This is a genomic window from Streptomyces sp. NPDC026575, assembly GCF_055567415.1.
In genome coordinates this window covers 43,917-57,351 of the sequence record NZ_JBVHQM010000017.1, presented here as the reverse complement: position 1 = coordinate 57,351, position 13,435 = coordinate 43,917, and the positions used below count along the sequence as shown (strand labels likewise).

Genomic DNA, 13,435 nt, shown 5'->3' with positions numbered 1-13,435 from the left:
GGCCGCGGACCATCCCGCGCCGCCCGTCCCGCCGCGGGCCGGGTGCTCCCGCGCGCAGGGAGGTAAGGTGCCAAGAACTGCTCCCGCCTGGCCTCCCAGGCCCGTAACGGTGAGGCATTCCGACACGTGCTGACGACCACGACCATCAAGGTCCTCGAACCCGGGGAGCTCGATGACGCGCTCGCGGTGCTCGACCGCGACCCGGTCGCCAACGCCTTCGTCGCCGCCCGCGTACAGATCGCCGGCCTCGACCCCTGGCGGCTGGGCGGCGAGATGTGGGGCTGGTACGTCGGCGGCCGCCTGGAATCGCTCTGCTACGCCGGCGCCAACCTCGTCCCCGTCTGCGCCACCTCCGAGGCCGTCCGCGGCTTCGCCGAGCGCGCCCGCCGCCAGGGCCGCCGCTGCTCGTCGATCGTCGGACCGGCCGGCCCCACCGCCGAGCTGTGGTCGCTGCTGGAGCCGACCTGGGGGCCGGCCCGCGAGATCCGCGCCCACCAGCCCCTGATGGTCACCACCTCGCCCGCCACCGAGATCGCCCCCGACCCCTACGTCCGGCGGATCCGCAAGGACGAGATGGACCTGATCATGCCGGCGTGCGTGGCCATGTTCACCGAAGAGGTCGGCATCTCCCCGATGGTCGGCGACGGCGGGCTGCTCTACCAGGCCCGGGTCGCCGAACTCGTCGGATCCGGCCGCTCCTTCGCCCGCATCGAGGACGGCAAGGTCATCTTCAAGGCCGAGATCGGCGCCGCCACCCAGCGGGCCTGCCAGATCCAGGGCGTCTGGGTCGACCCCGCCCACCGCGGCAAGGGCCTGTCGGAGACCGGTATGGCGGCCGTGCTGCGCTACGCCCTCAGCGACGTCGCCCCCGTAGTCAGCCTCTACGTCAACGACTTCAACACCGCCGCCCGCGCCTCCTACCGCAGGGTGGGCTTCGAAGAGGTCGGCGCGTTCATGAGCGTGCTGTTCTGATCGCCGGGAGCGTACGGACCGGGCCGCGGCCTTGTACGCTCCGACCATGGATGACGTCGCGGTCGGCCCCCTGGATCTCGCTGCCCGTGTGGATGACGCGCTCGCCGTCCAGGCGCTCGCCTTCGGACTGAGCGACGAGGAGATCGCCGTCCGCCGGCACATCGTGCTGCGCCATCTCGGCTGCGCCGGCGCCCGCGCCCTGGGCGCCACCACCCCCGCCGGCCGGCTCGTCGGCTTCGTCTACGGGATGCCCAACGACCGCACCCACTGGTGGTCCACGGTCGTCGAGCCGTATCTGCGCGCCGTGCACCTCGACCACTGGCTCGACGACTCCTTCACCATCACCGAGCTGCACGTCCACCCCGCCTACCAGGGCCGCGGCATCGGGCGGGCGCTGATCACCCGTATCACCGACGAGGCGAGCGAGCCGCGCTCGATCCTCTCCGCCATCGACGTCGAGAGCCCGGCGCGCGGGCTGTACCGCTCGCTCGGCTACCAGGACATCGCCCGGCGAGTGCTGTTCCCCAGCGCGCCCACGCCCTACGCGGTGATGGGCGCCACCTTGCCGCTGAACCGGTAGCCGCGGCGCTTGGGGTGCTTCCCACGTTTTTGGCTTTCCCGCCGTGGGGGTTTCGGTGGGTTCGCCTGCGGCGGGCGGGGTCCGCTGCGCGGGGCTGTTCGGGTGCCGGTGGCGGTCCTCCGGGGCTGGGTGTCCGGACTGCTTCGCTTTACGTCCGGACACCCAGCCCCTCCGGCCCGCCCCCTCCCGTTGGTGGGTGGAAAAAACCGGGTGGGGGTGGACGTCAGCCTTCGTGCGCGCGCGGTCGACGAATCAGGCCCGCCCCCACCGGACCGTCTTCACCTCCCCACCCACGGGAGGGGACAGACCGTAGGACGGAGTCCGTAGGGCTGTCACCGCACCCGACAAACAACCGCCCGCCGCAGGCGAAACGGCGAACAACCACCACGGCGCCGCAGCCGACAACGTGGGAAGCAAGCCCAAGCGCAGCGCTTACGCATTTCCTTGTGCCACACCCCTGCCGCTAACCTCCAGGGAGTCACCTTTCTTACGCAGGAGAAACTCCCATGGCCAACGCCGCACAGGTCCAGCGCATGTCCCGCTTGATGATCAAGACACTGCGCGACGACCCGGCCGACGCCGAGACCGCCAGCCACAAGCTGCTCGTCCGCGCCGGGTACGTCCGCCGCTCCTCCGCCGGCATCTGGACGTGGCTGCCGCTGGGCATGAAGGTCCTGGAGAACGTCTCCCGCGTCGTGCGCGAGGAGATGGACGCGATCGGCGGCCAGGAGGTCCTGCTGCCGGCCCTGCTGCCGAAGGAGCCCTACGAGATCAGCGGCCGCTGGGAGGAGTACGGCGACCTGCTGTTCCGCCTCAAGGACCGCAAGGGCGCCGACTACCTCCTCGGCCCCACCCACGAGGAGATCTTCACCCTCACGGTCAAGGACCAGTGCACGTCCTACAAGGACCTGCCGGTGATCCTCTACCAGATCCAGATCAAGTACCGCGACGAGGCCCGCCCCCGTTCCGGTGTGCTGCGCGGCCGCGAGTTCCACATGAAGGACTCGTACAGCTTCGACACCACCGACGAGGGCCTGGAGCAGTCCTACGCGCTGCACCGCCAGGCCTACCAGAAGATCTTCGAGCGCCTCGGCCTGGACTACCGCATCGTCTCCGCGGTCTCCGGTGCGATGGGCGGCTCCGCCTCCGAGGAGTTCCTGGCGCCCGCCGCGGCCGGTGAGGACACCTTCGTCGACTGCCCGTCCTGCGACTACGCCGCCAACACCGAGGCCGTGACCGTCAAGGTCGCCCCGGCCGACGGCTCGGGCCACGGCCCCGTCGAGGAGCTGGACACCCCCGACACCCCGACCATCGAGTCGCTCGCCGAGTTCCTCGACGTACCGGCCTCCGCGACGCTGAAGAACCTGCTGGTCAAGGTCGACGGCGAGATCGTCGCGGTGGGCGTCCCCGGCGACCGCGAGGTCGACCTGGGCAAGCTCGGCGAGCACCTCGCACCGGCCGCCGTCGAGCTGGTCACCGCCGAGGACTTCGTCGACCGGCCCGACCTGGTCCGCGGCTACGTCGGCCCGCAGGGCCTGGCGGGCAAGGCGTTCCGCTACCTCGCCGACCCCCGCGTCGCCCCCGGGACGGCCTGGGTCACCGGCGCCAACAAGGAGGGCAAGCACGCCCGCAACGTCGTCGTCGGCCGCGACTTCGAGGTCGACGAGTACCTCGACGTGGTCGTCGTCGAGCCCGGCGACCCCTGCCCGAAGTGCGGCGCCGGCCTGCGCATCGACCGTGCCATCGAGATCGGGCACATCTTCCAGCTCGGCCGCAAGTACGCCGACGCCTTCGAACTCGACGTCCTCGGCCAGAACGGCAAGCCGGCGCGGGTCACCATGGGCTCCTACGGCATCGGCGTCTCCCGCGCGGTGGCCGCGCTGGCCGAGCAGACCCACGACGACAAGGGCCTGTGCTGGCCGCGCGAGGTCGCGCCGGCCGATGTGCACGTCGTCGCGGCGGGCAAGGCCAAGCAGACCGAGCTGGCGCTGGAGGTCGGCGAGCTGCTCGGCGCCGCGGGCCTGCGGGTGCTGGTCGACGACCGCGCCGGGGTCTCGCCGGGCGTGAAGTTCACCGACGCGGAGCTGCTGGGCGTCCCGACCATCGTGGTGGCCGGACGGCGGGCCGGCGAGGGCGTCGTCGAGGTCAAGGACCGGCGCACCGGCGAGCGCGAGGAGCTGACGGTCGAGGAGGCCGTCGCCCGCCTCAGCGCCTGACGGCACCGCACAGCGCACGGGCCGGTCGGGGTGAGCGCCCCGGCCGGCCCGTTCGCCTGCTTTCGGGCACGCCTACAACCAGGCGGCGAACTCCAGCAGCAGTTCGCCCCGCCGGCGGTCGCCCACCGCGGCCTCCCGGACGCCGGTGTCCACCGCGCGGTACAGCGTCCAGTCGCGCAACCGCTCCCGGTCCACCTCAAGGGAGTCGGCCAGCTTGGCGACCCGGCGGCGGACCGCCGGGGCCGCGCCGGAACCGGCCATCAGGTCCTCGAAGCGGTCCAGCACCAGCGCCGCCAGATCGTAGGCCCGCTCGCCGACCACCGGGTCCGGGCCGACCGCCAGCCACGGCGCCCGCTCACCGGCCAGCACCTTGCCCTGCCGGAACGCGCCGTGCAGAAGGAACCGTTCATCGGAGCCGGCCGGGAGAGTGCGTCCGAGTTCCCGCGCCTCGTCGACCAGCGGACCGGCCGACGGGATGAGCGCCCCGGCCGTGCGCAGCGCCTCATCCGCCTCCTCCGCACGGCCCGCGAGCGTGGCGAAGGGGTGGTCGGCCGCGGGCTCCACCCACAGGCGGCGGACGTTGCCGGCCGCCTCCAGCAGCGCCTTGGCCTCGGGCAGCGAGCGCAGCGAGACCGCGCCCTGCAACCGCTCCAGCAGCAGTGCGCCGCTCTCCGGGTCGGACCGCAGCAGGCGTACGGCGCCCCAGCCGTCCCATGTCTCCAGCGCCGCCGCCTCGTGTGCGGACCGCCGGCCGGGCACCGGGATCTTCAGCGCCGCGGGGGTGCCGTCCTGCTGCCGTACGAGCGCCAGGAGGCTGCCGCGGCCACCGGGGGCGTGCACCCGTTCCAGCGTCAGCTCCCAGGCGTCCAGACGCTGCTGAACCAGCGTCGGCAGCGTCTGCAGCCACCGCCGTGCGGGGCTGTCCGGATCGCCGCTCAGCGAACTCACCAACCGCTGCGGCGGTTCGATGGGTGCCGTTGCCATGCTTGAGCTGTCCCTTCAATCGGGGCGATCGCAGCATCCTGCGATCGCCCCGCACGTCGTCCTGGGCTTAGGGTCTGTCCGATGACCCATCGGACAGACCCTGGGCAGTCGTTCACAGCGCGCCCGCGGAGGCGCTCGCGGAGCCGGACGGAGCCGCGGCCGCGGCCCGCTCCCCGAGCCCAGGGAAGGCTACGCCGCCGCCGCGCCAGCGCACCGACCGCACCGCCGCCTCGCGCAGGGCCGCGGCCGCCTCCCGGCGCCTGGCCCGGCCGCCGGCCCGGACCAGATCCGCGTAGACCGCGGCCAGCCGGTCCTCCAGCTCCGCCGCCAGCCGGGCCGCGGCGGCCGCGTCGGGCACCGGGAAGGGCAGCGCGTAGGCGGCGGCCGCGGCCCGCGGTGTGCCGCCCAGTTCGCGCACCTCGCGGTGCAGCGCGTCCCGGCGGGCCCGATGCGCGTCGTACGCCGCCAGCGCCTCCTTGCGCCGGTCGGCGGTGATCCGGCCGCCGACCACGCCGTAGCCGTAGACCGCCGCGTGCTCGGCGGCCAGTGCCGCCTGCACCGCCGTCAGCTCGTCCTTCCCGTCCCGCTCGTCGTCGTCCCGGTGTTCCGGTCTGCCGCGCCCCGCTGCCGCGTTCATGCGTACGCCCCTTCGCTGGTCACTGTCCGTGGTGCCGATGCCGCCGTGCCGAGGTCCGTCATGCGGCCGGGTCCGTCAGCAGGTACGCGTGGGCCGCGCCGGCCGCGGCCACCGACGCCAGCAGCCGGGCCAGCTCGGGCGGCGCGGCGAGCAGGTCCTTGGCCCGGCCGTCGGCGAGCTTGCGTTCGGCGTCGGCGAGGGCGCCGCGGGCGGCCTTCTCGTCCTCGGGCACCGCGGGTGCGGCGACCTCGTGCGCCGCACCCCGGGAGGGCGAGGCGCTGGGGGAGGGGGCGGCGCCGTCGTCGGTGAACGCCCGGGCGTGCCGGGCCACTTCGGAGCGCAGTGGGCGCAGCCGCTCCTCCAGGGCGGGGTGCGCGGTGAGCGTCGCGTCGTAGCGCGCGAGCAGCGCCGTGCTGTCGCGGGCGGAGCGCTCGCGCAGCCGGTCGGCGGCCGAGGAGTGTTCGGCACGGTCGGGTCCGTCGTCCTCGGCGCAGCCGGTGAGCAGCGCGGCGCCCCCGAGGGCGGCGCCGGCCAGCAGGGTCCATCTGCGCGTGAGCGCCACTTTCGGCACGTTGCACTTCCCGGGTCTTCCGTCGTGATCACCGCAGGCGAGAGTATCCGTGACGACCCACCGAATCGTCAGTACCCCGCCGGAACCGATAGGCTTTGACCCGACACGCGACCTACCCACAACAGCACACGCGGCCGAGGAGTCACCCGGATGAGCACGACCCAGAGCGAGAGGCTGCGCGGACTGCTTGAACCGCTCGTCGCCGCGCGAGACCTGGATCTGGAAGAGATCGAGGTGACACCGGCAGGCAAGCGGCGGGTGCTGAGGATCGTGGTCGATTCCGACGAGGGCGTCCAGCTGGACGAGTGCGCCGAGCTCAGCCGCGAGGCATCCCAGGCCCTGGACGACTCCGACGCGATGGGCGGCGCGCCCTACACCCTTGAGGTCACCTCACCGGGCGCCGACCGGCCGCTGACCGAGCTGCGGCACTACCGCCGCGCCGTCGGCCGCCTCATCAAGGCCCAACTGACCGACGCGGCAGGCGCCGGCGAGCTGGTGGCCCGGATCACCGCCGTCGACGACGAGGGACTCGACCTTGAGGTGCCGGGCGTCAAGGGGCGCAAGCCGACCGCGCGCCGGGTCTCCTTCGACGAGATCGCCAAGGCGCGGGTGGAGCTGGAATTCAGCCGTAAGTCAGACAAGGCCGACAAGCGCGACGCGCGGCCCGACGAGAAGATCGACGAGAACAAGGAGGAGGCGTAGCCGTGGATATCGACATGAGTGCCCTGCGGGGTCTGGTGCGGGAGAAGGAGATCTCGTTCGACCTGCTGGTCGAGGCGATCGAGTCGGCCCTCCTCATCGCTTACCACCGCACCGAGGGCAGCCGCCGGCGGGCGCGGGTGGAGCTGGACCGCAGCACCGGCCATGTGACGGTGTGGGCGAAGGAGAACGCCGAGGACATCGCGGACCTGGAGGAGGGTGCCGAGCCGCGCGAGTTCGACGACACCCCCTCGGGCTTCGGGCGGATCGCGGCGACCACCGCCAAGCAGGTCATCCTGCAGCGGCTGCGGGACGCCGAGGAGGAGATCACCTTCGGCGAGTACGCCGGGCGGGAGGGCGATGTCGTCACCGGCGTCGTCCAGCAGGGCAAGGACCCCAAGAACGTCCTGGTCGACATCGGCCGCCTGGAGGCCATCCTGCCGGTGCAGGAGCAGGTCCCCGGCGAGGACTACGCCCACGGCACCCGGCTGCGGTCGTACGTCGTCCGGGTGGTCAAGGGCGTGCGCGGGCCGTCCGTCACGCTCTCGCGCACCCACCCCAATCTGGTGAAGAAGCTCTTCGCCATGGAGGTGCCGGAGATCGCGGACGGCTCGGTGGAGATCGCCGCCATCGCCCGCGAGGCCGGACACCGCACGAAGATCGCCGTGCGGTCCACCCGTTCGGGCCTCAACGCCAAGGGCGCGTGCATCGGGCCGATGGGCGGGCGGGTGCGCGCCGTGATGGCCGAGCTGCACGGCGAGAAGATCGACATCGTGGACTGGTCGGACGACCCGGCCGAGCTGGTCGCCAACGCGCTGTCGCCGGCCCGGGTCAGCAAGGTCGAGGTCGTGGACCTGGCGGCGCGCTCCGCCCGGGTCACCGTCCCCGACTACCAGCTGTCTCTGGCCATCGGCAAGGAAGGGCAGAACGCCCGGCTCGCCGCCCGGCTGACCGGTTGGCGGATCGACATCCGCCCGGACACCGAGCAGCACGCACCGCAGCACTGAGATCACACGTGGTAGCCGGCCCGGCGCCGCGGCCCTCCGGGAAAATCGGTGGTGCCGCGGCGCTCGGCCGGGAATTCTGAGCAGCGGGCCGGCCTTTTACCCCATAGGGGTCGGGTCGGCGCGGGGAGGTAGACTTAAGCAGTGTCTGGCCGGACGCATGCCCGCGCATGCCCTGAGCGCACGTGTCTGGGATGTCGGGAGCGAGCGGCCAAGGGCGATCTGCTGCGCATCGTGCAGATCGAGGGTGAGTGTGCCCCCGATCCTCGCGGTACGCTGCCCGGCCGGGGTGCTTATGTGCACCCGACACTGGTCTGCCTCGACCTGGCGGTTCGCCGCCGGGCGTTCCCCCGGGCCTTTCGGGGCCGGGGACCGTTCGACACGACGGATCTGCGTCGGTTCCTCGAACGGGGCGCCGGTTGAAGGCGCCATTGCATCACGCACAGCAAGAAACGCACAGCGCACGGAAAACCGTGCGGTCAGGTACCTCGCGAGTCGGAAGTAGGTCGAGATTGCGATGAGCACTCGATGAGTACGCGATGAGTACGCCCATGAAGTAGCGACGGTCCGGTGGACACCCCGGACCTAGAAGGAGCGAAGTGGCTAAGGTCCGGGTATACGAACTCGCCAAGGAGTTCGGCGTTGAGAGCAAGGTCGTCATGGCCAAGCTCCAAGAACTTGGTGAATTCGTCCGTTCGGCGTCCTCGACGATCGAGGCGCCGGTTGTTCGCAAGTTGACCGACGCTTTCCAGGCAGGCAGCGGCAGTGGCCGCGCCGCCGGTAAGCCCGCGGCGCCGCGCAAGTCGGCCCCCGCGAAGCCGTCGGCGCCCTCTCCGGCGCAGGCGGCACGTCCCGCTGCCCCGAAGCCGGGCGCCCCCAAGCCGGGCCCCGCGGCTCCGGCCCCCGCCGTCTCCGAGGCGGCACCGGCCCCCGCGGCACCCAAGAGCACTCCCGCCGCCGGCCCCACCCCGGGCCCGCGCCCCGCCCCGGCGCGCCCCGCGGCCCCCAAGCCCGCTCCGGCCGCCCCCGCGCAGCCCGAGTTCCAGGCTCCGCCGTCCGCGCCGGCCGCTCCCGCCGCCGGCTCGTCGGCTCCCCGCCCCGGTACCCCCGGCCCGCGTCCGGCCCGTCCGGCGCCCGGTCAGGGCGGTCAGGGCCGTGGCAACGCCCCGCGTCCCGGTGGCGAGCGCCCCAGCCCGCGTCCCGGTGCGCGTCCGTCCGGACCCCGTCCGGGCAACAACCCCTTCACCTCCAGCGGCTCCACGGGCATGGCCCGTCCGCAGGCCCCCCGTCCCGGTGGCGCCCCGCGTCCCGGCGGCCAGGGCGGCCCCGGCGGCCCGCGTCCGCAGGGCGGCGGCCAGGGTGGTCCCCGTCCCCAGGGCCAGGGCGGCGCACGTCCGACCCCCGGTGGCATGCCCCGTCCGCAGGGTGCGGCTCCCGGCGGTGCCGCCGGCCCGCGTCCCGGCGGCGGTAACCGTCCGAACCCGGGCATGATGCCGCAGCGTCCGGCTGCCGGCCCGCGTCCGGGCCCCGGCGGCGGCGGTCGCGGTCCCGGTGGCGCCGGTCGCCCCGGTGGCGGCGGTCGTCCCGGTGGCGGCGGCTTCGCCGGTCGTCCCGGTGGCGGTGGCGGCGGCGGTCGTCCGGGTGCCGGCGGCGGCTTCGCCGGTCGTCCCGGTGGCGGCGGCCCCGGTGGCGGCGGCGGCTTCGGTGGCGGTCGTCCCGGCTTCGGCGGTCGTCCCGGCGGCCCCGGTGGCCGTGGTGGCACGCAGGGTGCGTTCGGCCGTCCCGGCGGTCCCGCGCGTCGCGGTCGCAAGTCGAAGCGGCAGAGGCGTCAGGAGTACGAGGCCATGCAGGCCCCGTCGGTCGGCGGCATCATGCTGCCGCGCGGCAACGGTGCGACGGTTCGCCTGTCGCGCGGTGCCTCGCTGACGGACTTCGCGGAGAAGATCAACGCCAACCCGGCGTCGCTGGTCCAGGTCATGCTGAACCTGGGCGAGATGGTCACCGCGACGCAGTCGGTCTCCGACGAGACGCTCCAGCTGCTCGCCGACGAGATGAACTACGTCGTCGAGATCGTCAGCCCGGAGGAGGAGGACCGCGAGCTCCTGGAGTCCTTCGACATCGACTTCGGTGAGAACGAGGGCGGCGAGGAGATGCTCGTCGCGCGTCCGCCGGTGGTGACCGTCATGGGTCACGTCGACCACGGTAAGACCCGCCTGCTCGACGCCATCCGCAAGACGAACGTCATCGCGGGCGAGGCCGGCGGCATCACCCAGCACATCGGTGCCTACCAGGTCGCGACCGAGGTCAACGACGAAGAGCGGCGCATCACCTTCATCGACACCCCCGGTCACGAGGCGTTCACCGCCATGCGTGCCCGTGGTGCCAAGTCGACCGACATCGCGATCCTCGTGGTGGCGGCCAACGACGGTGTCATGCCGCAGACGATCGAGGCCCTCAACCACGCCAAGGCGGCCGACGTGCCGATCGTGGTCGCGGTCAACAAGATCGACGTCGAGGGTGCCGACCCGACCAAGGTGCGCGGTCAGCTGACCGAGTACGGCCTGGTGGCCGAGGAGTACGGCGGCGACACCATGTTCGTCGACATCTCCGCCAAGCAGGGTCTGCACATCGAATCCCTGCTGGAGGCCGTGGTCCTCACCGCGGACGCCGCGCTCGACCTGCGGGCCAACGCGGAGCAGGACGCGCAGGGTATTGCGATCGAGGCGCACCTCGACCGTGGCCGCGGCGCCGTGGCCACCGTGCTCGTCCAGCGCGGTACCCTCCGCGTCGGTGACACGATGGTCGCCGGTGACGCGTACGGCCGGGTCCGTGCGATGTTCGACGACAAGGGCAACAACGTCGAGGAAGCGGGTCCGTCGACCCCCGTCCTGGTCCTGGGTCTGACCAACGTCCCGGGCGCCGGCGACAACTTCCTGGTCGTCGACGAGGACCGCACGGCCCGTCAGATCGCCGAGAAGCGCGCCGCCCGCGAGCGGAACGCGGCCTTCGCCAAGCGCACGCGCCGTGTCTCGCTGGAGGACCTGGACAAGGTGCTCAAGGCCGGCGAGGTCCAGCAGCTCAACCTCATCATCAAGGGTGACGCTTCTGGTTCCGTCGAGGCCCTGGAGTCCTCCCTGCTCCAGCTCGACGTCGGCGAGGAGGTCGACATCCGGGTGCTGCACCGCGGCGTCGGTGCGGTCACCGAGACGGACATCAACCTGGCGTCCGGCTCCGACGCGATCGTCATCGGCTTCAACGTGCGGGCCGAAGGCCGCGCCACGCAGATGGCCGAGCGCGAGGGCGTCGACGTCCGCTACTACTCGGTCATCTACCAGGCGATCGAGGAGATCGAGGCGGCCCTCAAGGGCATGCTCAAGCCGGAGTACGAGGAGGTCGAGCTCGGTACGGCCGAGATCCGCGAGATCTTCCGCTCGTCCAAGCTCGGCAACATCGCGGGTGTGCTCATCCGCTCCGGCGAGGTCAAGCGCAACACCAAGGCGCGCCTCATCCGCGACGGCAAGGTGGTCGCGGAGGACCTCAACATCCAGGGTCTGCGTCGCTTCAAGGACGACGTCACCGAGATCCGCGAGGGCTTCGAGGGCGGTATCAACCTCGGAAACTTCAACGACATCAAGGTCGACGACGTCATCGCGACCTACGAGATGCGGGAGAAGCCGCGCGGCTGATCACGCAGCGAGGGTTCGGGGCCGGTCGGCGGAGCGCAAACTCCGTCGATCGGCCCCGGCCGTTGCGTGTACGGTTCGAAATGACACGTACACCTAAGGCCCCGCGGGTGGCTTGACCCGTCTTGCATGTACGTAGGGACGCTGTCCTTCGACCTGCTTCTCGGCGACGTACGGTCGCTCAAGGAGAAGCGCTCCGTCGTCCGCCCGATCGTCGCCGAGCTGCACCGCAAATACGCGGTGAGCGTCGCGGAGGTCGGGGACCAGGATCTGCACCGCAGGGCGACAATCGGCCTGGCGGTGGTTTCCGGGGACGCCGGGCACCTCACCGAAGTCATGGACCGCTGCGAGCGCCTGGTCGCCGCACGGCCCGAAGTGGAGCTGCTGTCGGTACGCCGGCGGCTGCACGGCGATGACGACTGACCCGATGGCGGGGCACGTCGCCGCCGGTGGAAGCACAATTGTGAAAGACAAGAAGGAGACGGACCAGTGGCCGACAATGCGCGGGCGAAGAAGCTGGCGGACCTCATCCGGGAGGTGGTCGCCCAGAAGCTGCAGCGCGGAATCAAGGACCCGCGGCTCGGTTCGCATGTGACCATCACGGACACCCGGGTCACCGGCGACCTGCGGGAGGCTACGGTCTTCTACACGGTCTACGGCGACGACGAGGACCGCGCCAGCGCCGCCGCCGGGCTGGAGAGCGCCAAGGGCATCCTGCGCTCCGCGGTCGGCGCCGCGGCCGGTACGAAGTTCACGCCGACCCTGGCGTTCGTGGCGGACGCCCTGCCGGAGAACGCCAAGACGATCGAGGACCTGCTCGACAAGGCGCGGGCCTCGGACGCCAAGGTGCGCGAGGTCTCCTCGGGCGCCCAGTACGCCGGCGAGGCCGACCCGTACCGCAAGCCGGGCGAGGACGAGGACGACGAGGGCACCGCGGCAGAATGAAGCGTGAGAGCAACAAGCCGGGCGGTCTTGTCATCGTCGACAAGCCGTCCGGCTTCACTTCGCACGACGTCGTGGCGAAGATGCGCGGTATGGCCCGCACCCGCCGGGTCGGGCATGCCGGCACCCTCGACCCGATGGCCACCGGCGTCCTCGTCCTGGGCCTGGAGCGGGCCACGAAGCTGCTCGGGCACCTCGCGCTGACGGAGAAGGAGTACGTCGGCACGATCCGGCTGGGCCAGACCACGGTCACCGATGACGCCGAGGGCGAGATCACCGCGTCCAAGGCGGCGCACGGCCTCGCCCGGGAGGACATCGACGCGGGCGTCGCCGAGCTGTCCGGCGCGATCATGCAGGTGCCGTCGAAGGTCAGCGCCATCAAGATCGACGGCAAGCGGTCCTACTCGCGGGTCCGGGACGGCGAGGACGTGGAGATCCCGGCGCGACCGGTGACCGTCTCCTCGTTCGTCGTGTACTCGGTGACCGAGACGGAGGCGGCGGACGGCACCCCGGTGACCGATCTGCTGGTCTCCGTCGAGTGCTCCTCCGGCACCTACATCCGCGCCTTGGCCCGCGACCTGGGCGCCGGGCTCGGTGTCGGCGGGCATCTGACCGCGCTGCGCCGCACCCGGGTCGGCCCGTACAAGCTGGACCGGGCGCGCACCCTGGAGCAGCTGCAGGCCGCGGTGGACGACCCCGAGGGCGGCGGACTGCCCATCATGCCGCTCGGCGAGGCCGCCGACGCGGCGTTCACCCGCTGGGACGTCACCGAGCCGCAGGCCCGGCTGCTCCTGAACGGCGCGCGGATCGCCATGCCCCGTTTCGAGGGCGACGGCCCCGTCGCGGCCTTCGGTCCGGACGGGCGGTTCCTGGCGCTGGTGGAGAACCAGGGCGGGAAGGCCAAGAGCCTGGCGGTGTTCGCCCTCTAGCGGCTCACCGGGGGATGGTGGTGGAACGCGGGCCGTCCGGACAGGCACGGAGCACCGGCCCGCGCTCCACCATCCCCCTCCGCTTGATCTCTATCCAGGGCGTCCGGCCCATTCACTCATTCGGTCAGGCGCTCGGAGTGAATCAAGGCGCGGACGGGGGCGCGTTCACCGCGCGCCCTGCCGAGACGATCACCGCCTGCCTACCGTCGGGGTACGGG

Annotated in this window: 13 protein-coding genes; 10 read left to right on the top strand and 3 right to left on the bottom strand. The window is 72.3% G+C overall.

The features are described from left to right. The first annotated feature begins 126 nt into the window (after positions 1–126). From ACZ4NB_RS23590 to ACZ4NB_RS23580, 3 genes are all read left to right on the top strand, one after another. A complete protein-coding gene (locus ACZ4NB_RS23590; protein ID WP_467664457.1) occupies positions 127–972 on the top strand; it encodes a GNAT family N-acetyltransferase in 846 nt (281 codons plus the stop codon). Between the two features lie 46 nt (positions 973–1,018). Then, entirely contained in the window at positions 1,019–1,552 is a 534-nt protein-coding gene (locus tag ACZ4NB_RS23585; RefSeq protein ID WP_467664456.1) for a GNAT family N-acetyltransferase, read from the top strand. 506 nt (positions 1,553–2,058) lie between these two features. Further along, the gene (locus ACZ4NB_RS23580) at positions 2,059–3,768 is read left to right on the top strand and encodes a proline--tRNA ligase (RefSeq protein WP_467664454.1); all 1,710 of its coding nucleotides are present in this window, start codon (positions 2,059–2,061) and stop codon (positions 3,766–3,768) included. A 72-nt stretch (positions 3,769–3,840) separates the two neighbouring features. Here ACZ4NB_RS23580 and ACZ4NB_RS23575 read toward each other — a convergent pair whose 3' ends face one another. From ACZ4NB_RS23575 to ACZ4NB_RS23565, 3 genes are all read right to left on the bottom strand, one after another. After that, entirely contained in the window at positions 3,841–4,752 is a 912-nt protein-coding gene (locus ACZ4NB_RS23575; RefSeq protein ID WP_467664452.1) for an aminoglycoside phosphotransferase family protein, read from the bottom strand. A gap of 112 nt (positions 4,753–4,864) precedes the next feature. Further along, a complete protein-coding gene (locus ACZ4NB_RS23570; protein WP_467664450.1) occupies positions 4,865–5,389 on the bottom strand; it encodes a ferritin-like domain-containing protein in 525 nt (174 codons plus the stop codon). A 58-nt stretch (positions 5,390–5,447) separates the two neighbouring features. Then, positions 5,448–5,951: a hypothetical protein gene (locus ACZ4NB_RS23565; RefSeq protein ID WP_467664448.1), complete on the bottom strand. Its 504-nt coding sequence runs from the start codon at positions 5,949–5,951 to the stop codon at positions 5,448–5,450. Between the two features lie 159 nt (positions 5,952–6,110). Here ACZ4NB_RS23565 and rimP point away from each other — a divergent pair, with 159 nt between their 5' ends. From rimP to truB, 7 genes are all read left to right on the top strand, one after another. Beyond that, positions 6,111–6,662 carry a ribosome maturation factor RimP gene (gene rimP / locus ACZ4NB_RS23560; RefSeq protein ID WP_467664446.1) on the top strand — a complete coding sequence of 184 codons (552 nt, stop codon included), beginning with the start codon at positions 6,111–6,113 and terminating at the stop codon, positions 6,660–6,662. A gap of 2 nt (positions 6,663–6,664) precedes the next feature. Next, positions 6,665–7,666, top strand: coding sequence for a transcription termination factor NusA (gene nusA, locus ACZ4NB_RS23555; protein WP_393493694.1), 1,002 nt, complete (start codon positions 6,665–6,667; stop codon positions 7,664–7,666). Positions 7,667–7,807: 141 nt separating this feature from the next. After that, a complete protein-coding gene (locus tag ACZ4NB_RS23550; RefSeq protein ID WP_384442781.1) occupies positions 7,808–8,086 on the top strand; it encodes a YlxR family protein in 279 nt (92 codons plus the stop codon). Positions 8,087–8,262: 176 nt separating this feature from the next. Beyond that, positions 8,263–11,349 carry a translation initiation factor IF-2 gene (gene infB / locus ACZ4NB_RS23545; RefSeq protein WP_467664444.1) on the top strand — a complete coding sequence of 1,029 codons (3,087 nt, stop codon included), beginning with the start codon at positions 8,263–8,265 and terminating at the stop codon, positions 11,347–11,349. A 126-nt stretch (positions 11,350–11,475) separates the two neighbouring features. Continuing rightward, complete coding sequence (locus tag ACZ4NB_RS23540; RefSeq protein ID WP_393493688.1) at positions 11,476–11,769, top strand: DUF503 domain-containing protein; 294 nt, start codon at positions 11,476–11,478, stop codon at positions 11,767–11,769. 66 nt (positions 11,770–11,835) lie between these two features. Then, positions 11,836–12,291, top strand: a complete 456-nt coding sequence (rbfA, locus tag ACZ4NB_RS23535) for a 30S ribosome-binding factor RbfA (RefSeq protein ID WP_042149527.1) — start codon at positions 11,836–11,838, stop codon at positions 12,289–12,291. Further along, complete coding sequence (gene truB, locus ACZ4NB_RS23530; RefSeq protein WP_467664442.1) at positions 12,288–13,217, top strand: tRNA pseudouridine(55) synthase TruB; 930 nt, start codon at positions 12,288–12,290, stop codon at positions 13,215–13,217. Before rbfA ends, truB begins: the two co-directional genes overlap by 4 nt. Positions 13,218–13,435: the final 218 nt, after the last annotated feature.